General features: G+C 67.5%; 23 protein-coding genes. All 23 read left to right on the forward strand.

The annotated features are described in order from the left end of the window. Window positions 1-12 precede the first annotated feature (12 nt). Window positions 13-1,032, forward strand: a complete 1,020-nt coding sequence (gene sctQ / locus ASD07_RS07735; RefSeq protein ID WP_055927575.1) for a type III secretion system cytoplasmic ring protein SctQ — start codon at window positions 13-15, stop codon at window positions 1,030-1,032. Beyond that, window positions 1,029-1,688: a type III secretion system export apparatus subunit SctR gene (gene sctR, locus ASD07_RS07740; protein ID WP_055927578.1), complete on the forward strand. Its 660-nt coding sequence runs from the start codon at window positions 1,029-1,031 to the stop codon at window positions 1,686-1,688. Before sctQ ends, sctR begins: the two co-directional genes overlap by 4 nt. 10 nt (window positions 1,689-1,698) lie before the next feature. Next, complete coding sequence (gene sctS, locus ASD07_RS07745) at window positions 1,699-1,962, forward strand: type III secretion system export apparatus subunit SctS (protein ID WP_082507188.1); 264 nt, start codon at window positions 1,699-1,701, stop codon at window positions 1,960-1,962. 3 nt (window positions 1,963-1,965) lie between these two features. Next, window positions 1,966-2,763: a type III secretion system export apparatus subunit SctT gene (sctT, locus tag ASD07_RS07750; RefSeq protein WP_055927584.1), complete on the forward strand. Its 798-nt coding sequence runs from the start codon at window positions 1,966-1,968 to the stop codon at window positions 2,761-2,763. A gap of 21 nt (window positions 2,764-2,784) precedes the next feature. Further along, window positions 2,785-3,933 carry a type III secretion system export apparatus subunit SctU gene (gene sctU / locus ASD07_RS07755; protein ID WP_082507189.1) on the forward strand — a complete coding sequence of 383 codons (1,149 nt, stop codon included), beginning with the start codon at window positions 2,785-2,787 and terminating at the stop codon, window positions 3,931-3,933. Then, complete coding sequence (locus ASD07_RS07760) at window positions 3,923-4,393, forward strand: hypothetical protein (RefSeq protein ID WP_055927587.1); 471 nt, start codon at window positions 3,923-3,925, stop codon at window positions 4,391-4,393. The genes sctU and ASD07_RS07760 overlap by 11 nt, the downstream gene beginning before the upstream one ends. 64 nt (window positions 4,394-4,457) lie before the next feature. After that, window positions 4,458-4,877: an EscI/YscI/HrpB family type III secretion system inner rod protein gene (locus ASD07_RS07765; RefSeq protein WP_229207090.1), complete on the forward strand. Its 420-nt coding sequence runs from the start codon at window positions 4,458-4,460 to the stop codon at window positions 4,875-4,877. A 5-nt stretch (window positions 4,878-4,882) separates the two neighbouring features. Continuing rightward, the gene (gene sctJ / locus ASD07_RS07770; protein WP_055927593.1) at window positions 4,883-5,668 is read left to right on the forward strand and encodes a type III secretion system inner membrane ring lipoprotein SctJ; all 786 of its coding nucleotides are present in this window, start codon (window positions 4,883-4,885) and stop codon (window positions 5,666-5,668) included. A 2-nt stretch (window positions 5,669-5,670) separates the two neighbouring features. Continuing rightward, window positions 5,671-6,261, forward strand: coding sequence for a hypothetical protein (locus tag ASD07_RS07775; RefSeq protein WP_156397923.1), 591 nt, complete (start codon window positions 5,671-5,673; stop codon window positions 6,259-6,261). Further along, complete coding sequence (locus ASD07_RS07780; protein ID WP_055927599.1) at window positions 6,258-6,857, forward strand: HrpE/YscL family type III secretion apparatus protein; 600 nt, start codon at window positions 6,258-6,260, stop codon at window positions 6,855-6,857. The genes ASD07_RS07775 and ASD07_RS07780 overlap by 4 nt, the downstream gene beginning before the upstream one ends. Before the next feature lie 74 nt (window positions 6,858-6,931). Beyond that, on the forward strand, window positions 6,932-7,165 hold the full coding sequence (locus ASD07_RS07785) for a hypothetical protein (protein ID WP_055927601.1): 234 nt from the start codon (window positions 6,932-6,934) through the stop codon (window positions 7,163-7,165). A gap of 3 nt (window positions 7,166-7,168) precedes the next feature. Beyond that, window positions 7,169-7,576 carry a hypothetical protein gene (locus ASD07_RS07790; RefSeq protein ID WP_055927604.1) on the forward strand — a complete coding sequence of 136 codons (408 nt, stop codon included), beginning with the start codon at window positions 7,169-7,171 and terminating at the stop codon, window positions 7,574-7,576. Further along, a complete protein-coding gene (sctC, locus tag ASD07_RS07795) occupies window positions 7,573-9,525 on the forward strand; it encodes a type III secretion system outer membrane ring subunit SctC (RefSeq protein ID WP_055927607.1) in 1,953 nt (650 codons plus the stop codon). Before ASD07_RS07790 ends, sctC begins: the two co-directional genes overlap by 4 nt. 168 nt (window positions 9,526-9,693) lie before the next feature. Then, complete coding sequence (locus ASD07_RS30005; RefSeq protein ID WP_082591339.1) at window positions 9,694-10,158, forward strand: TcpQ domain-containing protein; 465 nt, start codon at window positions 9,694-9,696, stop codon at window positions 10,156-10,158. A 14-nt stretch (window positions 10,159-10,172) separates the two neighbouring features. Beyond that, window positions 10,173-11,888: a PilN family type IVB pilus formation outer membrane protein gene (locus ASD07_RS07805; RefSeq protein WP_082507200.1), complete on the forward strand. Its 1,716-nt coding sequence runs from the start codon at window positions 10,173-10,175 to the stop codon at window positions 11,886-11,888. A 10-nt stretch (window positions 11,889-11,898) separates the two neighbouring features. After that, window positions 11,899-13,167, forward strand: a complete 1,269-nt coding sequence (gene pilO2 / locus ASD07_RS07810; protein ID WP_055927610.1) for a type 4b pilus protein PilO2 — start codon at window positions 11,899-11,901, stop codon at window positions 13,165-13,167. Then, window positions 13,157-13,663 (forward strand): type IV pilus biogenesis protein PilP, encoded by a 507-nt coding sequence (gene pilP, locus ASD07_RS07815; RefSeq protein WP_055927613.1) that lies wholly within the window; start codon window positions 13,157-13,159, stop codon window positions 13,661-13,663. The genes pilO2 and pilP overlap by 11 nt, the downstream gene beginning before the upstream one ends. Further along, window positions 13,660-15,264, forward strand: coding sequence for a GspE/PulE family protein (locus ASD07_RS07820; RefSeq protein WP_055927616.1), 1,605 nt, complete (start codon window positions 13,660-13,662; stop codon window positions 15,262-15,264). The genes pilP and ASD07_RS07820 overlap by 4 nt, the downstream gene beginning before the upstream one ends. Further along, window positions 15,254-16,324 (forward strand): type II secretion system F family protein, encoded by a 1,071-nt coding sequence (locus ASD07_RS07825; RefSeq protein WP_055927619.1) that lies wholly within the window; start codon window positions 15,254-15,256, stop codon window positions 16,322-16,324. Before ASD07_RS07820 ends, ASD07_RS07825 begins: the two co-directional genes overlap by 11 nt. A 50-nt stretch (window positions 16,325-16,374) precedes the next feature. Beyond that, complete coding sequence (locus ASD07_RS07830) at window positions 16,375-16,929, forward strand: type 4 pilus major pilin (protein WP_229207091.1); 555 nt, start codon at window positions 16,375-16,377, stop codon at window positions 16,927-16,929. Between the two features lie 29 nt (window positions 16,930-16,958). Beyond that, window positions 16,959-17,453 carry a type IV pilus biogenesis protein PilM gene (gene pilM / locus ASD07_RS07835; protein WP_055927625.1) on the forward strand — a complete coding sequence of 165 codons (495 nt, stop codon included), beginning with the start codon at window positions 16,959-16,961 and terminating at the stop codon, window positions 17,451-17,453. Beyond that, a complete protein-coding gene (gene pilV / locus ASD07_RS07840) occupies window positions 17,450-18,820 on the forward strand; it encodes a shufflon system plasmid conjugative transfer pilus tip adhesin PilV (protein ID WP_055927627.1) in 1,371 nt (456 codons plus the stop codon). Before pilM ends, pilV begins: the two co-directional genes overlap by 4 nt. Beyond that, on the forward strand, window positions 18,798-19,280 hold the full coding sequence (locus tag ASD07_RS07845; protein WP_055927631.1) for a lytic transglycosylase domain-containing protein: 483 nt from the start codon (window positions 18,798-18,800) through the stop codon (window positions 19,278-19,280). Before pilV ends, ASD07_RS07845 begins: the two co-directional genes overlap by 23 nt. Window position 19,281 lies beyond the last annotated feature (1 nt).

The raw sequence follows: 19,281 nt of genomic DNA on the forward strand, positions 1-19,281 counted from the left end.
CGGAGGGCCGAAATGGCTGAAACGGAGTGGCTGCCTGCCGCGCATGCGAAGACCGTGCGATTGCAGAAAGATGCGATCGGCGCCGCCAGTGCTGCATTGAGCCGCCGCGTGGCATGCGGCTTGTGGTGCAGCCATGCCGGCATGGCGCTGCACCTCGAATGCGCCGCGCTGCCCGCCGATCCGCAGCCGGAAGCCGGCAGCACCGCTATCGGACTGGAGGGCCCGCATGGAATGTTCTACCTGGAGGACGGCGCGGCGCTGCTGCATGGCCTGACCGGGATCGACCCCATGGCGGCGGCGCAGGCGCCGGTGGCCCAGCGCGAGTGGATCGATGGAGCGCTGCTGGGCCGCCTGGCGGGCACGCCGCTGGGCGGCATGCGTACGCTGCGGCGCGGCGCGGTGCCGCCAGCAGGGTTCGCGCTGACCGCCATGTACCTGCGTCTTGACGATGGCGCGCATATGACCGGTGCGCGCATCGGCGCCACGCCCGAATCCTGGCTCGCCCTGCTGGAACGCCACCAATGGCAGCCCAGGGCGCAGCCGCTGGGAGCATTGGCAACGCTGCGCATTTCGCTGCCGGTCACGCTGGCCAGCCACGTCCTGGCGCCATCGGCGCTGCAGGAACTGGGCGTGGGCGACATCATCCTGCCGGACAGCACCCGTTTCGATACGCAGGGCCTGGGCCGCCTGCCGCTTGGCGGCATGCAGGCGCGGGTGCGCTATGCGGCGCCAGGCCTGCTCACCATACTCACCATGGAGACGCAATTGAACTACGACAGCGAAGACGAAGCGGGCGGCATACAGGATGCTGCCCTGGACCAGCTGCCGCTGGCCCTCAGTTTTGAACTGGGCACGCTCCAGCTGAGCCTGGGCCAGCTGCGCACCCTGGCCAGCGGCGCCGTGCTGCAGCTTTCCCAGGGCAGTGCCGACAGTATCGCCATCGTGTGCGCCGGCCGCCACCTTGGGCGCGGCGAGGCGGTGGACGTCGATGGACGCCTGGGGGTGCGCATCACGTCCTGGAGTGCGGCATGATGAACGGACAGACGGACGTCGTCTCATTCTCGCTGATGCTGGCGGGGCTGGCACTGATCCCGCTGCTGGTGGTCACGACGACGTCCTTCCTGAAGCTGTCCATGGTCATGCTGGTGCTGCGCAGCGCCATCGGCGTGCAGCAAGTGCCGCCCACGCTGGCGATCTACGGTATTGCATTGGTGCTGACCGGCTTCATCATGGCGCCGACGATCCAGCAGATCGGGCAGCGCATGGCGCAGCCGGCGCCGCCGGGAACCGCTGTGCAGGCGCCGCCAGGCCTGGCCAAGGCGATCGACGCTTTCGAGCCGTTGCGCGCATTCATGATCAAGCATGGCAATCCGGACCAGCGCGAACTGTTCCTGGCATCGGCAAAGAAGCTGTGGCCGGAGGACTATGCGAAACAGGCGCGCAACAACGACCTGCTGGTACTGATTCCGGCTTTTGTGGTTTCCGAGCTGCAGGCCGGTTACGAAATCGGCTTCCTGATCTACATCCCGTTCGTGGTGATCGACCTGCTGGTATCGAACCTGTTGATGGCGCTCGGCATGCAGCAGGTCAGCCCGCAAACCATCACCATTCCGCTCAAGCTGCTGCTGTTTACCCTGGTTGGCGGCTGGGGCAAGCTGCTGCATGCGCTGGCCGCCTCTTACGCCTGAAAGGAACCCCGTGGCAGATACCTTGAACTTTTTCCAGCAGGGCCTGTGGCTGGCCGTGATGCTTTCCGCGCCGCCGCTGGTCATCGCAACCCTGTGCGGCGTGACCGTCTCGCTGGTGCAGGCGGTGACGCAGATCCAGGACCAGACCTTGCCCTATGTGGTCAAGCTGGTGGCCGTCGCCGTTACCCTGGCGAGCATGGGACGCTGGATCGGCGTGCAACTGATCCAGCTCACGGACCTGGCGTTCACCATGCTGCCCGCCGTGGGGCGCTAAGCAATGCAATCGTCGTTGCTGCTCGATATACAGAATGCACTGGTGGCGCTGGCACTGGTGACGCCGCGCGTGCTGGTGTGCCTGGTGATATTGCCGGGGTTTGGCCTGAACGTCCTGACCGGCATGGCGAAGAACATGGCCGCAATGGCCATTGCGCTGCCGGCCGCGCTGCCGACCTATTATGCGGTGCAGCGTTTCGGGCCCGATATGCTGACCTGCAGCATGCTGATCTTCAAGGAGGCTGCCATCGGCCTGCTGCTGGGGGTATTGACGACCATGCCGCTGTGGGCGGTGCAGTCGGTCGGCTCGATCCTGGACAGCCAGCGTTCGCCGATCCAGATCCAGAGCAACAACGCCGGGGTCGACCGCGATGCCAGCATCATCGGCGGCGTGATGGTGCAGGCTGTCGTGCTGGTGATGGTGCAGGCCGGCCTGTTCGTCGCCCTGGCGCGCATCCTCGTCGAAAGCTACGCGGCCTGGCCTGCCTGGTCGCTGGCGCCGCCGTACGAGGCGGGGCATCTGGACTTGCTGGTCAAGCGTTTCGGCGAGCTTTTCTGGCACATCGTGGTGTACGGCGCGCCCGTAATCATTCCATTGATCCTGATCGAACTGGCCTTTGCCCTGATCGGCGTGTTTGCGCCCAACCTGCAGGTGTCGTTCGCTTCGTCGCCGATCAAAAGCCTGACGGGCGTGGTGATCCTGCTGTTGTACTGGCCGACCCTGTCGCATCACGTAGCAGGCGACTTCTCCAACCTGCTGGACCTTGCGGCCAGCCTGCTGGGCGCCCGGCACGGGCCGTGACCGCCTCGCGAGGAGCGCAGCATGAGCGAAGAAAAGAACGAAGAGCCCACAGACAAGAAGATCGACGATGCCCGAAAGAAGGGCCAGGTCGCGTCCAGCCGCGACCTGGCCCGGCTGGCAACCCTGGTCGCTGTGGCGGAAGCGGCTTTCGCGACAGAGCCACTGTGGCGCGAAAAGCTGGACGGACTGTTCGAGCTGGGGATCGCCAGTGTGGGGCGTCCTTTCGAGGCTACGCTGTGGGATATGCTGCAGGCCGCGGGCACCCTGCTGATCGTTACTTTCTGCTGCTTCCTGATCTGCATCGTGGCAGGCGTTGCGGCGCATTGGGGGCAGTTCGGTGTCCTGATCGCGCCGGAAGCGGTCACCCCCAAGTTCGACAAGCTGAATCCCGTCAACGGCTTCAAGCAGCTGTTCTCGAAGAAGAAGCTGGTCGAACTGCTGATCGCTGTCGGCAAGGCTGCCTTGATCGGCTGGACGGTGTACGTGCTGGCGCGCGGCGCGCTGCCGGCGATCGTCCAGCTCTCCACCGGCGAACCGAAGGATGCCTACTTTGGCTTCATCGCGGTACTGAAGTCCATCTTCCACTCTGTCGTCATCATCTGCCTGGGCCTGGCTGCGATCGATTTCGCGACGCAGAAGTACTTCCACAAGAAAGAGCTGATGATGGACATGGAGGAGATCAAGCGCGAGTACAAGGAATCGGAGGGTGACCCGATGGTCAAGGGGCAGCGCAAGCAGCTGGCGCGCCAATGGGCCAACGAGGCGCCGGTGGAACGCACCGACGACGCCAATGCCGTGGTGGTCAACCCGAGCCACTTCGCGGTGGCGCTGTTCTACGATCCCGAGGCTGGCATGGTGCCGCGGGTGCTGGCCAAGGGGCGCGACGCGACGGCGCAGGCCATGATGGCGCGCGCCCGCCTGCGCGGCATACCGGTTATCCGCCATGTGTGGCTGGCCCGCACCCTGTATGCCGGCTGCAAGCCGGACATGGACGTGCCGCGCGCCAGCTACGAAGCGGTAGCCCAGGTTTTCGCCGTGGTGCTGGAACTGCAGCGCATGGGGCAGCAGGGCGGCGAAGTGGAGCTGGAAGAACATGGCTATCCGCCGCCAGGCCTGCCGGGCTGGAGTGCGGACGAAGCGGCGGCGCAAGGAGACCGTAATGCGCATTAAGAGCAAGGAGATGCTGGGGCAGTCGCCGCCCGCTCCGGCGGCGCAAGCGGAAGCGCCGCCAGCGCCGCACTGCAAGCAGGCCAAAGCACCGCGGCCGCGCCCCCCGCGTTCGCAGATGGCGGGCGGCTGCCTGCTGTACAAGCCGGAGTCCGTCGCACTGGACGCCGATGCGATGTGCGATGACGGCGTGCCGGCGCTCCCACTTCCCGGGCGGGCGCAGGAGCCGGATGGTGCGGGCGAGTCCGACGGGGAAGACCGGGCGCGGCATCTCGCCATGGCGGGCGGCCAGGCCCATCCCTTGCTGCGCCGGCTGCTGCCGAAACCCGCAGCGGCGCTGCCGCCGGTGCGCCCGGGCTCTCGGCTGGCCTGCGAACGGCGCTGCGGCGGTGCCGGCTGCGACCCGGCCGACAGCCACGGCTGCGGCGGTGTGTACTGCCTCGATCCGCAGGAGCAATTGTGAGGGAACCGCACGCGTTCCGCTTGCCACCCATCTGCAGTGGATTGAATTTCTTTCTGGAGACAGCGTGGACACTCGACTCAGCATGGCGGTGCAAGGCGCCGCATCCGGCCTGGCAGGCAAGCCAGGGCCGCAGGTTCCCGAGTCCGCTGCGGCGGGCGAGGGCGCGGCGACCTTCAAAGTGCAGCTGCAGGTGCAACAGCAGCAGTTCCGTTCCGGCGCCCAGCAGGACCTGGCGCCGCAAGCTGTCGGGAAAGACAGCCTGGCTGCCGCGATGGCCGAACGGGCCGCCGGCCTGGCGGGCGACGTCAACCGCCACCAGCAATATGTGTCGCGCATGCTGGAACGCGCCACGGCCAGCGGCGATTCGCTGCACCTGATGCATGCGATGCTGGCACTGAACGATTACCAGCTGCGGGTGCAAACCATCTCGAAGGTGGTTTCACGTGCCGGCAGCTCCATCGATTCGCTGACCAAGCTGCAATAAGCGCCATGCTCAATCGCCTATTCCCCCTGGCGTTTTGCGTACTCGCGCTGGCCGGCTGCGGCAAGGCGGTAGTCCTGCAGGCTTCACTGCAGGACGCCGATGCCAATGAAATCGTCCTTGCACTCACCGGACAGGGCATCGAGGTCGAAAAGCACCAGGACAAGTCCGGTGTCAGCCTGACCGTCAAGGAAGCCGACCTGTCGCGCGCCACCAGCACCATGCAGGCGGCAGGACTGCCGCGCCGCAGCCGCTCCAACCTGGGCGAGGTTTTCAAAAAGCAGGGCATGATCTCCTCGCCGATGGAGGAGCGCGTGCGCTACATCCACGGCCTGTCGGAGGAGCTGGAATCGACCTTGCAGCTGTTCGACCGCGTGTTGTCGGCGCGGGTGCACGTGGTGCTGCCGGAGCGTATCGCCCCGGGCGAAGCGATCCAGCCGTCGTCGGCCGCGGTGTTCATACGCTATCGGCCGCCGCTGGATGAAGATGCCATCACGCCGCGTGTGCGGCGCCTGGTCTCGTCAAGCATACCGGGCTTGAGCGGGGAAGAGGGACGCAACAAGGTGTCGGTTGTGATGACGCCCGCTGAAGCGGCGCCCGCGCCGCCTGCCTGGACCAAGGTCGGACCGTTTCATGTGGCGCAGGAATCGGCCTCCGGCCTGCGTTTTGCGCTGGCGGTATTGGCTGTGCTGGTGCTGGCGGGGATGGCCCATGCCGGCCATGGCCTGCTGCGCAACCATCGCCTGTTTGCCGGCTTGCGCAAACGGCGCGCGCCGGCAACGGCGGGAGAGTGATTGTGGCGCATGCCGCGGCCGGGGAGTTCCTTGACTGGTGGTTCGATCCATCGATGCGGGCCGGCGCCGCTGCGCCGTTGTCCCGCCGCCTGGGCTACCGGCTCTGGTGCGGCGATCACGGCGTGCGCCCTGACTTCCCGCGCGCATTCGACAGCGGCTGGCAGCAATTCGCCGGATGCGAGGCGGCTGTGCTGCTCCATGCGGCCCGGCTCTACGGGGCTTTGCTTGCCGTACGCGAGGGCAGGCATGGTGCGTTGGCCGAACTGCACTCTGGAGAGCGGCGCTGGAGCCTTGCCACGGCCGCTATCCAGCCGCTCGCAAGGCTTTGCCAGCCAGGCGGGGACCTTCAATGCGACGGCTTGCGCGAGTTTGCCTGCGCCATGGAGGCCGGCTTTCCCGGCATGTGGGACCGCCTGCGCCTGTCGTTGCCAGCCGAACCGGCTGCCGATGCGGGTGCTGCGCTGACGGCGTTCGTCCTGCGTGGCATGGCCGCAGGGGCGGCCAGCGGGGCGGCGGCGCGCAGGCGCCTGCGCTGCTGGTGCTTGTGCCTTGAGCAAGCCGGCAAAGGGCGATTACAAGGAGAATCTGCATGACCGGTTTCTGCAAAGCGCGCCTGGACGCGGACCCACGCCTGCAGCCGGCACACGGCATACTGCGCGGCGGCGCCATCGAGCGCACTGCCGATGCGCATGTGCTGGCGGGGCAGATCGTCGAGCAAGGCCGCCAGGAGGCGCAGCAACTGCTTGCGGCAGCCCAGGAAGAGGCTCGCCAGGCTGTCCACGAGGCGCAGGTGGGCGTGCTGGAACAGGCCATGCGGCTGCAGCAAGGCATGGACGCGGCCATGGCCGAATTCGTGGACCAGGCGCAGCACATGGTCGCCGAATTGGCCGGCGCCTTGTACGACCGGCTGCTACTTGAAACGACGGCGCGGGAAAAGGCAGCAGCAGGCTGCCGCCGCCTGCTGCGCGAAGCTCCGCCCAAGCTGGTGAATGCCGTGCTGCGCCTGCACCCGCAGGATATGCCGCCGCCGCATGGTTTGCCCTGGCCATGCGAAAGCGACGACAGGCTGGAGCCGGGCACTTGCAGGCTGGAGGCCGACAACGGCGAATGGCGCGCCGATTTCACAGCGGCGGCGGCGGCCCTGCGCCAGGCGCTTGCCAACCTGCCTGGCGTGCAGGCTGCCGCCTGAATTTTCCCGCGCAGGGCCGAACCGCCATCCCCCGCGGCGCCACTCACCTGTAAATCACCTTCCAGGAGAGCGCCATGTCCAGCAAGCTGAACCCCGTTGTGCAATCCCTGCATCGCCTTGACCGCAAATTCGAAGGCATTGGCGAGCAGCTGCAGGAGTTTTACCGGCGCCAGGCCAACGGCGAAAAGCCCAATCCAAGCGAATTCACCCGCCTGCTGGAGCAGCAATCGCTGACCCATAGCGCGATGACCGCGCAATTCAACCTGCTGCAGAAACCCCTGAAAACCGTTCTCAACGAATCGAAATAAACCATGAGCGACGATATCGCACGCTGGCTCGAGGACCTGCCGGCCGACGCGCCCCTCGTTCTCGACGGCGAATCGGCCTGCCTGCAGCTCGCATCCGGCGGCGCCGAACTGGCTGCCATCCTGCTGCTCGAGGCGAGCGATGCCCAGGTCGAAGAAGCCGCGCGTACCGGTTTCCAGGGTGCCCGCCAGTTCGAAGCCGGCCTGGCCCTGCGGGCCGATGGCGCACTGGTCCTCTCGCAATGGCTGCCGCAGGCGGCAAGCTGGCTGGATGCCGCGCCGGCGCTGGAGCCATTGTTCAACCAGCTCGCCATGTGGCGCGCGGCGATGGCCCCTGTGCGCGCCCGCCAGCACATATCCGCCGACCAGAGCGAGCAGCGCATCCGTGCCCTGTTCGCGGGAGCGCAGCGATGAAGTGCCCTGCCATCGCCAGGGGCCTGCTACTGTTGCTGGCAATGCTGCTGTTGCCGGCCAGCGCGTTGGCAGCCATCCCCGCTTCCTGGAAGGGAACGGGATTTGCCATCAACGCCAGCGGCATGAGCCTGCGCGCCGTGCTGGACGAATTCGGCCGCGTGTACGGCGTGCGCGTGTCGATGGAAGTGCCGGGCCAGAAAGCGATGAACGGCCGCCTGGCCGCCAACAGCGGCAGCGAATTCCTCAACCGCCTGGCGCCTTTGTGCCAATGCGGCTGGTTCGTCTACAACGAAGTACTGTACATCGTTCCGGCCAGCGACCACACTTCGGTACGGCTCGACCTGGGCGACGATGCGGTGCAGGATGCCAAGGCGGCCATGGTCGGCGTGGGCCTGTTCGACGAGCGATTCGGCTGGGGGGAGCTGCCGGACGTGGGCACGGTCATCGTGAGCGGCCCGCGCAGCTACGTGAAGTTCGCGCGCCAGATCCTGCTGCCCGACGAACAGCGCGCCAAGGTGCGCGGCAGGCGGGTGATGGTGTTTCGCCTGAAATACGCCAGCGCCATGGACCGCACCATCAATGCGCGCGGCCAGAGCGAAATCATCCCCGGCGTGAAAACCATCCTGAGCGGGCTGCTCTTGGGACCCGCTACGGCCGAAAAGCTGGCCGACACCAACCAGTTCGACGTCGGCAGCCCGAAACGTTCGCACCGGCCGAAGGGGAGCGAGCGCGGCGTGCAGGAAGCACCGCGCGGCGGCAACGCCTTCGTGCCGATCTTCTCTGCGGGCCAGGGCGGCAATGCGCCGTTGCCCGCCACGCCGCCGCAGGGCGAGGGTTCCGGCAGGAAGCCGCAGGGCAGCGCCCCGGAAAACGGCAAGCCCCGCATTGAAGCCAGTGCGGCGATGAACGCCATCCTGATTTACGACGACGTGCAGCAGCGCGAGATGTATGCCAGCCTGATCGCCGAACTTGACGTGCCGCCGCAGCAGATCGAGATCGAAGCGCTGATCATCGACATGGACCGCAGCAACCTGGCCGAGATGGGCGTGGAATGGGGCGTGCGGGCCGGCACCAGCAACCTGACGTTCAATTCCACGGCTGGCGAGTCGCAGGGAAGCGACCTGCCGCTGCCGGGGGCTACGCTCCTGATCAGCAACATCAATCGCTTCTACGCCCGCCTGAAGGCGCTGGAAGCGAAGGGCGAGGCGCGCGTATTGGCGACACCGACCGTGCTGACGCTGGATAACGTGGCGGCGGTGCTGGACCTGAGCCAGACCGCCTACGTGCCGCTGGTGGGCGAGCGCGTGGCCGACCTGGCCGACATCACGGCCGGCACCATGCTGCGCGTAATCCCGCGCCTGATCCGCGAGGCGGACGGCGCCAAGGTGCACCTGGAAGTCGATATCGAGGACGGCTCCCTCGACGGCGCCGGCAACAGCGGCCCAGGCAAGGACTCGCGCAGCAACGTGCGCGTCACGCGCTCGACCATCAGCACGCAAGCGATCGTGAACCTGCAGCAGACCCTGATGATCGGCGGCTACCGCGCCGAGCGGATGGCGACGGACAAGCAGAAGACCCCCGTGCTGGGCGACTTGCCCCTGGTCGGCGGCCTGTTCCGCAACCAGACCGAGTCGCGCAGTACGCGCGAACGGCTGTTCCTGATCACGCCGCGCATCAGTGGCCCGGACCGGGCATTCACGGCGCCGGCGGCCGGCGGCGCCCGGCGGGCTGGGGTTCCAGCGGAGGCCGCGCGCCAGCTGGCGGCGCTGCCGCCGCCCCCTGCACCGGGAAAATCGGCCACCACGCAGCTGCCCTTGCCCTTGCCGCTGCCGGCGCCGCCGGCCGGCAAGGATGCCGCGCCGGCGAAGATGCGCGCTCCCGCGCCCCCTTCGGGCGAACGTTCGCCCTGGGCCTTGATCCCCGCCGCCGTCAGCCCCGACCAGCGTTGATGCGCGCCTCCCTGCGGGGTGAGGATTGTTGAGCCTTGTTGAGAAATTCGGAATGTACTTTCGACTATATTCCTCTTAGCCCTGGCGCACTTGCGATGCAAGCGCTCCTGGCGACGGCAAGGCTTCGTCGATGTCATCTGCCAGCAATGGCCATCAGGAGGAAGAGCGTTGAACCTCAATATCACGTTGAATGGCGCGGCCAGGGTCTCCTTCGCGGCGCTTGGCCTATCGCTGTGCTGCGGCACGTTTGCCGCAGAACCGGCGAAAGCCGCGGCAAGCGGCAAGCCTGCCAAAGCTGCGCTGCGCCCTGCCGCAGGCAAAGGCCGCGCCATTGCGGTCGCGGCGCCGGCCGGCGAGCCGGCCGTACGCGCCGCACCCGATGCCTGGGACATCGTCCCGGCCGACAAGACCCTGAATGCGGCGCTGGCGCGCTGGGCCGGCGCGGCCGGCTGGCAATTGCTATGGGAGCTGCCGGTCGACTACGCGGTGCAGGTGCGCACCACCGTGCCAGGCAGCTTTGAAGAAGCTATCGCCACGGTAGTCGGCAGCATGGACAGCGCTGAAATGCCGATCAAGGCCGTTTTCTACAAGGGCAACAAGGTGTTGCGCATCATCGGCCGGGGTGTGCAATGATGCGCCGCCCGATCATGAAATGCCTGCCTGTGCTGGCCTGCGCCGTGCTGTCCCTGAGCGGCTGCTCCGACCTGGCCGACCGGGTGTCGGCGAACGCCGATGCCGCCGATGGAACGACGTCGGGCCTGGTCAAGGAAGTGGGCCGCAATGCGCGCGGGGCCGTGGTGCCGGCATCGGCGCGCGTGGTGCACGAACCGGGCATCTGGCTGGGCAAGAACGTGGTCAAGCTGGGGCAGCCGCCGCTGCCGGCCGTGTTCTACCAGCCGGCGACGTTCGACCGCAGCATCTATTCCCTGTCCGAACTGGCGGAGCGCCTGACGCTGCGCTCGGGCATCCCGAGCCGGGTCAACGCCGATGCGTCCAGTGTCGCCGCCAGCGCCTTCAAGCGCGGCGGCGGGCGCCTGCCGTCGCCGCCAGCCATGCGCCAGCCGGCGGGCGTGCCTGCGCTGCCGCTGCCGCAGGGCATGCCTGGCGAGCAGGCAGTGGCCGGCGATGCGCCGCTGCGCAGCGGCGCCGCCGACGCCAGTGTCAGCTTCCAGCCCGACCTGCAGGGCGGTATCCGCGTCAGCTATGCCAACGGTTCTTTCAAGGGCTTGCTGGATACGATCGCAGCGCGTTTCGGCGTCTCCTGGAAGTATGCCGACGGCGTGATCCAGTTCTACCATACCGACGCGCGCACCTTCCAGATCAGCGCCGTGCCGGGCGATGCTTCGTTTGCCGCGTCGGTCACCAGCGGCGCGGCTTCCCTGGCCGGCGGCGGATCGGGCGGCGGCTCGGGAGGCACGGGCGGCAACAGCGGCAGCTCGGTCTCGGCCAACAATAGCCAGAATACCGGCGTGGTATCCAAGCTGTCGGTCTACAACGGCATCGAGAACGCGGTGAAAGTGATGCTTTCCCCGCATGGCAAGGTGCTGGCTGCGCCGGCCACCGGCAGCATCACGGTGGTCGACACGCCCGATACGCTGGACCGCATCGGCAGCTATATCGAAAGCGCCAACCAGGCCCTGTCGCGCCAGATTGTGATGAACGTTACGGTGCTGTCGGTCAGCCTGGAGCAGGGCGACGAGTTCGGCATCAACTGGAACCTGGTGTACAACAGCCTGAAAAACAAGTACGGCCTGCAGAACACCTTCAACACCACCCAGGGGGCGTCGGCGCTGTCGGCCGGGATCGTCGGCAACTCGCGCTTCAGCGGCAGTACCGTGGTCGCCAAAGCGCTGGCGGAACAGGGCAAGGTGCGGCGCCAGACCACGGCGTCGGTGGTCACGCTGAACAACCAGCCGGTGCCGGTGCAGGTGGCGCGCCAGACCACCTACCTGCAAAGTTCGCAGACCGCGATCGTGGCGCAGGTCGGTACCACCACAACCATGGTGCCGGGCGTGGTGACGGCCGGCTTCAACATGAGCATCCTGCCGCACGTCCTCAACAACGGCGCGGTGATGCTGCAGTTCTCGATCGATATCTCGACCCTGCGCAGCATCCGCGTGATCGAGAGCAACGGCAGCCGCATCGAGTCGCCGGAGCTCGATACCCGCAACTTCCTGCAGCGCGTGTCGATGAAGTCGGGCGAAACCCTGGTGATCGGCGGCTTTGAGCAGACCGACGAAAACGTCGACCGCCAGGGCGTGGGCAAACCGAACAACTACCTGCTGGGCGGCGGCGTCAAGGCCAAAAGCAACAAGGAAGTGATCGTGGTGCTGATCACCCCGATGGCCATGGCCGGTACCTGAGGAGGGCAGCATGGGCATCCATATCATCCAGATCGACAAGACGCGCTTCGTCTGCGGCCTGTTCTGGCAGTCGCTGTCGCGGCCGCGAGAACTGCAGCGTGAAGCGCTGGAGCTGGGGCGCAAGATCGGCTCCGACCTGATGGTGGTGCGGCGCGACCAGTCGACCGCGCAGGCCGGCTATGCGCAAAGCAGCGACGGCGCGGCACGCACCCTGTACTCGCTGGGGGCGGCGGTATCGAAGACCGTCGCCATGGAGGGCGCTTTTTACGACGGCCTGCTGCAACCGGTGCACAACTGGCTGGCCGCCTTGCAGCTGCCGGACGGGAAGTGGGCTTATTTCGCCGTGCGCGACGCCAATTTCCTGCCCAACGGCGACTTCGCCGGCAGCAAGGAGGAAGTGCTGGAACGCCTGTACGGCGATTATGCGCTGGGCGGCTGGAACGTGGTGATCGGCGACGAAAGCCTGGCCGGGCAGGGTTTCCACAACTTCAATGCGCGCCGCATCGAAAGCCTGCTGCCGCACCGCAAGGACGGCAGCCTGCGCATCTTCCGCTGGTGGCGCCTGCGCCCGATCGCCGCCCAGCGGGCGCCGGAGTGGCGCCTGGCCGCCGGTGTCGCGCTGGCCGTGGTGGGCGCGGGCCTGTTCTTCGGATGGAAGCAGTGGCAGGCGCGGCGCGAGGCTGCGCAGCTCGTGCTGGCGCAGCGCGCCGCCGCGCCCACCGCAGCGCAGCGGCCGTGGATCGGCCAGCCTTTGCCATCGGCCGCATTCCGCGCCTGCTTCGACCGCCTGGACCACCTGACGCCCGGCGGCTGGCGGCTCGACGAATACAGCTGCACGCGCGGCCAGTTCAGCTACGCGTGGTCGCGCAATGCCGCCACGGTGGCCACCTTGCGCGACGCGGTGCCGCAGGCCGTGATCGATCCGACCGGCGACAAGGCGACGCTGAACGGGGTGCTGGCCGCGTTGCCGGCGGCGCGCGGCGAGGAGTTGCTGGCGGCGCCGCAGGCGATCGAACCCCTGATGGCGCAGATGCAGAACCTCGGACTGTCCTTGCGCCTCAACAAGCGGGCGGCGGCACCGGTTGCCGCCTCCATCGGAGCAGCGGCAGCGGAGGGACCGGCGACGCAGGACTGGCAAGCCTTCGGCTTCCAGCTCGATGCGCAGGGCGTGGCGCCGCAACAACTGGCGGCAATGCTGGAGCGGCCCGGGGTGCGCATTGAAAAGATCAGCTATCGCGGTATGGCGTGGTTACTTGAAGGAGTCATTTATGCAAAATAATCGGACCAGGGGCGTCGCTGCGCTGACGCTGGCACTCTGCATGCTGCCGCCGGCGCCTGTCCGCGCTGAGAGCACGGCCGCCAGCCTGACCCGCATCGAGGCGGAAACCATGCTGCTGCGGGCCCGCGAAAAGCAGCTCGAGGTGCAGTCTTCCATCATCACCAAACAGAACGAGATCGCCGCCAAGCAGACCATGGGCGCCATGCTGAGCCAGCCCGTGGTGGTCGGCGACCCGGTGGTGCGCGCCGTTGAAGGGCTGGGCGACACCATGTTCGCCACCCTGGAAATGTCCAACGGCAGCGTGGCCGAGGTGCAGGTCGGCAGCGTACTGCCGGGCGGCATGCGCATCGTCTCGATCCAGAACAATGAAGTGATGGCCAGCGCGCCGGGACGCAAACGCATCCGCCTGTCCGGCTACACCCAGCAGGTCAACGCTTTCAATCCGGGCACGCCGGCACCGATGCCGGTCGCGGCAGCACCAAGGAGCGCGCGATGAAACTGCGCATTGCGCTGCCAGGCATGCAGGCCGGCACGCAGCCTTCTGGCAGCACGCAGGCGGAAGCGCCGCAAGGAGCGGCGGTGCTGAGCCATGCCGGCCAGTACGAAGCCAGCGCCGAGGAGCGCAAGCTGGTGTGCCTGCTGGCCGACGGCCGCCTGCTGGTGGCCGTCGGGCAGGACATGAATGCGCACGTGCTGTCCTACCAGGCGCGTTTGCAGCGCATGCAGAAGCCGTTCCGCGTCGAGCACGCGAAGATCGACGAGCTGCGCCACCTGTACGCCAGCGGCAATGGCTCGCTGGTGGAGCGGCGCCAGGAACACTCGATGATGCAGGTGACGGCCAAGGATTTGCTGAGCCGCGCCTGCGCCGCGCGCGCTTCCGACATCCACATCCGCGTGCGCCAGCGCGCCACCGAAATCCTGTTCCGCGTGCGCGGCGACCTGGCACCGGTCGGGGTGCAGACGCGCGAGTACGGCGAGCGCCTGCTGGCCACCTTGTACGGCGCCATGGCCTCGGTCTCCGACAGTTCCTACAAGCCGACCGAGCGCCAGGATGCCAGCATCGCCGACCGCGACAAGCTGCCGCCCGAGCTGCACGGCGTGCGTATCGCCACCGTGCCGACCAATGAAGGCACGCTGATGGTGCTGCGCCTGTTGTACCTGGATGCCGGCGACGGCGAATTGTGTCCGCTTGGCTTCAGCGAGCAGCAGGCCGCCATGCTGCAGCAGCTGAAGGAACAGCCGATCGGCATGAACATCATCGGCGGACCGACCGGCTCGGGCAAGTCGACCACGCTGCAGCGCATCCTGTCGGGCCAGATCGCCGAGGCGGAAGGCCGGCGCCACGTGCTCACCATCGAGGACCCGGTCGAATACCCGATCGATGGCGCGGTGCAGACCTCGGTCACCAATGCCGGCTCCGAAGACGAGCGGTCGCGCCTGTTTGCCGCTGCCATTTCCAACGCCATGCGGCTCGACCCGGACACCATCATGGTGGGCGAGGTGCGCGACCGTGCCTCGGCCCAGAACGCGGTGCGCGCGGCGATGACCGGGCACCAGGTCTGGACCACCATCCACGCCAACAGCGCGCTGTCAATTGCCGACCGCCTGCTTGACCTGGGCCTGGCTGCCAGCCAGGTGGCCGACCACACGGTGGTCACTGGCCTGATCAGCCAGCGCCTGGTCAAGGCTCTGTGCCCGCACTGCAAGCTGCCCCTGCACGCCGCTCCGGCTCCGCTGCCGCCCGCCGTCATGGGCAGGCTGCGCGAAGTGGTGGCCGACCTGCGGCGCGTGCACGTGACCGGGGCAGGTTGCGAGCATTGCGCAGGACACGGCAGCATCGGGCGCACGGTGGTGGCCGAGATCATCCTGCCGGACGACGAGTTTTTCAGCCACGTGCGGCGCGGCGACAAGGCTGCGGCCCTGGGCTATTGGCTGCGCTCGGGCGGGCGCACCATGGTCGAACATGCGGTGGAAAAGGTGGCGGCGGGCCTGGTTGATCCGCGCATGGCGGAACAGGTGCTGGGCCACCTGAACGCCGGCGCGGCCCTGGCGCGGCGCCGACTGCAGGTGGTGGAGGAGGGCTGCGATGCGCGTTGAAATCATGCGCTACTGGGCGCGCACCCAGTTCAGCGCCCCCGAGCGGGTGCGCCTGTACCGCAAGGTCGCCAAGATGCTGGCCGGCGGCCTGCCGCTGCTGCGCATCCTGGAGGAACTGGCGCGGCGCAATGCCGGCCCGGGCGGCGACAGCACCCTGTCGCTGGTGCTGGACGACTGCCGGCGCATGGTGCAGAACGGCCAGCTGCTGTCGGACGGCCTGGCCTGGTGGGTGCCCGGCACCGAGCAGATGATCATCATGGCGGGCGAACAGTCCGGCCGCCTGGAAGGCAGCCTGCATGCGCTGGTCGACGTGGTGCAGGCCGGGCGCCGCATCAAGACCGAGATCCTGGGCGGCGCCGCCTACCCGCTTGCCATCCTGGTCATGATCGCACTGTACATCTGGCTGTTCGGGGCCCTGGTGATCCCGCAGTTCACGCGCCTGGTCGATCCGGCCGGCTGGCACGGCGCAGCGCTGTCGCTCTACCGCATGTCGCTCTGGGTGCAGGACTGGATGCTGTTCGCCGTGGTGGGAGCGGTGGCCTTGATTGCCGCCATGCTGGCGTCGCTGCCTCTATGGCGCGGCAACATGCGGGTGTTTTTCGACCGCTTCGCGCCGTTCTCGATCTATCGCCTGATCGTCGGCAGCGGCTTCCTGATGGCGTTTGCCGCCCTGCAGGCGGCCGGCGTCACGGTGGAGAAGTCGCTGGCGCGGCTGTCGCTCAAGTCCGAGCCCTGGCTGCGGGAACGCCTGGACGGCGCGCTGATGGGCGTGCGCTCCGGCCTCAATTGCGGCGAAGCGCTGCGCCATGCGGGCTACGGCTTTCCTTCACCCGCCATCATCGACGACCTGTGCGTGTACGCCGACTACAAAGGTTTTTCGGAAGCGCTCAAGCTGCTGGCAGCGGAATGGATGGAGGAGGGCGTGGAGGCAGTCGCCTTGCGCATGAAAGTATTGAACGGCTTCGCCATCGTCACCCTGGCACTGGTGATCGCCTGGCTGGTGACCGGCTTCTTCGGCATCCAGCAGGAAATCGCCGCCGCCACGCGCGGCATCGGCTGATGCCCGGCAGATTTACCTGACAGACCAGTTACACAAATGGAGGCATGACCATGAATCACCTGTACCAATTGCAGCAACGTTCCGGCCGCATGCCATCGCCGTTCCGCCAGCGCGGCGCCTCCCTGCTGGAAGGCATCGCCTACCTGGGCATCGCCGCCGTGGTGGTGCTGGGCGCTGTGTCGCTGCTGGGCGGCGCGTTCAGCAGCGCCAAGTCGAACCAGGCCACAGAGGAGGCGGTGGCCATGCGCACCGCCGTGCGCAAGCTGTACATCGGCCAATCGTATCCGGTGGAGAGCCTGGTGCCGACGCTGATCGCCGCCAACGCCATTCCCGGCACATTGGCCAGGAACACCGAAGGCAACGCCCTGAAAAACAGCTGGGGCGGCGCCGTCACGGTAATGGGAACCGCCGCCGGCTTCGAGATCACTTATGCAGCGGTACCCAAGGATGTCTGCGTCAACCTGATCAGCGGCGCCAGCGGCTGGGTCGAGATCAGCGGGGGCGGCAAGGCCATCACCAGCTTCCCGGTTTCGGTCAGCGATGCAACCACGGTGTGCACGGTGGCCGGCGGCGCCGGCAATGCCGTGACGTTCAAGGGCGCCTGAGGCGTATCAAAGCACGCGGGGGAGGCAGCATGTGGAATGTCGTGATACTGGCTCTGGTGATGTCGATGGCGGGCGCCTACGTGGCGCTGGCCGAGCGCCAGGCTGCGGACGGGCAGCAGCACCTGGCCGAGGCCAGCGCCGAAGGCATGGCGAACTACCGCAGCGCGGTGGTGGCCTATTTCCAGGCGAATGACCTGCGCGCCACCAGCGTCAGCATCGATACGCTGAAAGCCAGCGGCGTGCTGCGCGCCTGGCCCCTGCTGGAGGCGCCGCCCGCTACTCCCTGGGGTAACTATCGCGATGCCGGCGGCACCATTTACATCTACGCCCGCCAATCGCCGCGGCGTGAATTGACGCGTGAAATCGTGCGCCTGGCCCGCAACTCGGTGCTGGCCGGCAGCTACCGGCGCGGTGCCGCCAACCTGCAGTCGCCGGTCTACGGCGACACCGGCATCCCGCTGGCGGCTCTGGCCAGCCTGGCTTTGCCGGACGGTGTACCGGTGTGGCTGGCGGTGGCGCCATGACGGCCCCTCGCCGCCAATCCGGCGTGGGCATGCTGGAGCTGCTGGCGGCGCTGGCCGTCGGCGCCGTGCTGCTGCTTGGCCTGACCGGCATGAGCGACAACTCCCTTGACGAGCTGCGCGGCCAGCAGGCCGCCTATTACCAGGCGCAGGTGGTGCATGCGGCCGAGCGCTATATGCAGGCCCACCACGACGAGATCAAGGCCGCCACGCCGACCGCCGCTGCGGTGCTGGCGGTCAGCCTGGAGCAGCTGCGCGCCGGGCATTTCCTGCCGGCCGGCTTTACCGACCTGAATGCCTACCAGCAGGGCACCTGCGTGCTGGTGCGCCAGCCCGATGCCACCGCCGCACCCGGCAAGTTCGACGCGCTGGTGGTCACCAGCGGCGGCAAGCCGATCGGCGACAAGGACCTGGCGGCAGTGGCCCTGCACGCGGGGACCGGCAGCGGATTCATTTCAGTACGCGAGCCGGCCTTTGCGCGCGGCGCATCCTGGCGCATGGACACCACGCCTTATCGCGGCATAGCCTGTGCCGGCGGCGCCGCTCCTGTGCTGCAGGGGACAGCGGCCGACGCCGGCCACCTGGCCTCGAACCTGTTCTACGATGGCGCCGGCCAACTGGCGGCGGACTTCCTGTACCGCGGCGCAGTGCCGGGCAAGCCCGAACTCAATCGCATGAACACGGCCATGCGGTTCGGCGGCGCCGCGCTGGTAGCAACCGGGGATTCCTGCCTGAATGCCAACGGCGTGGCCGAGCCGGGCCTGGCGATGGACGCCGGCACGCGCACCCTGCTTAGCTGCGACACCACCGGCCACTGGAACCTGGCCTCGTCGTGGAAGGCGCCGGTCGAGGCCTGGGGCGACCTGCCGCTGGCCGGCAGCGTACGCGGCGACGTGCGCATGGTGATGAACCTGAGCCGCGCCTTTACTTTCGACGGCGCAGTCTGGGCGCCGCTTGCCCTGGACAAAGACGGCAACCTCGATGCGCCCGGCGAAGTGAAAGCGCGCAACGTGCGGGCGCTCCAGGCCATCGAATCGGAGGGCACCATCCACGCCGTCGCCGATATCGCCAGCGAGCGCGACCTCCGGGCCGGGCGCGACCTGGACGTGCAGCGCGACGCCAACGTGGTGCGCTCCGTGTTGGCGCGCAGGATAGAAGCGAGCAGCTGGATGGCGGCCCCCTCGATCAACCTTACGTCGGTCAAGGCGGCTGCCGGCGCCTGCCATTACTGGGAATGGAGCGACCTGGAAGGGCGCAGCGTTTTGAAGTTCCCAGCCGGCACCGTCGTCATGGATGCCGATATGCGCCCGCTGATCTGCGGCCAGGACCACACCTTCAGGTATGCAAATGGAAACTACACACCGAATTAAGCGCCGCGCCGCGGCATTGGCGGCCTGCCTTTCGCTGGCCAGCCTGCCGGCGCGCGCATGCTGGGAAGAAGCGGCGACCTGGTACCGCGTCAATCCCTACCTGCTGTATGCGATCGCCAAGACCGAATCGGGCCTGAATCCGAACGCCATCAACCGCAACAAGAACGGCAGCTACGATATCGGCCTGATGCAGATCAACAGCAGCTGGCTGCCGACGCTGCGCAAGTACGGCGTGGAGGAAAAGGACCTGTACGATGCCTGCACCAGCATCCAGGTCGGCGCCTGGATACTGGGGCAGAACATGCAGCGCATGGGCGTGACCTGGGAAGCGGTGGGCGCCTACAACGCGCGCGATCCGGCCAAGCGGATCAAGTATGCGCTGAAGGTGCGCAAGAACCTGCCGGAAGCGGCCCTGGCCGAACAGGCTGGCGGGGGAGGGGCGAATGATGCCGCGTATTGAG

Origin of the sequence: Duganella sp. Root336D2 (genome assembly GCF_001425005.1) — a bacterium.
Lineage (GTDB): Bacteria > Pseudomonadota > Gammaproteobacteria > Burkholderiales > Burkholderiaceae_D > Rugamonas.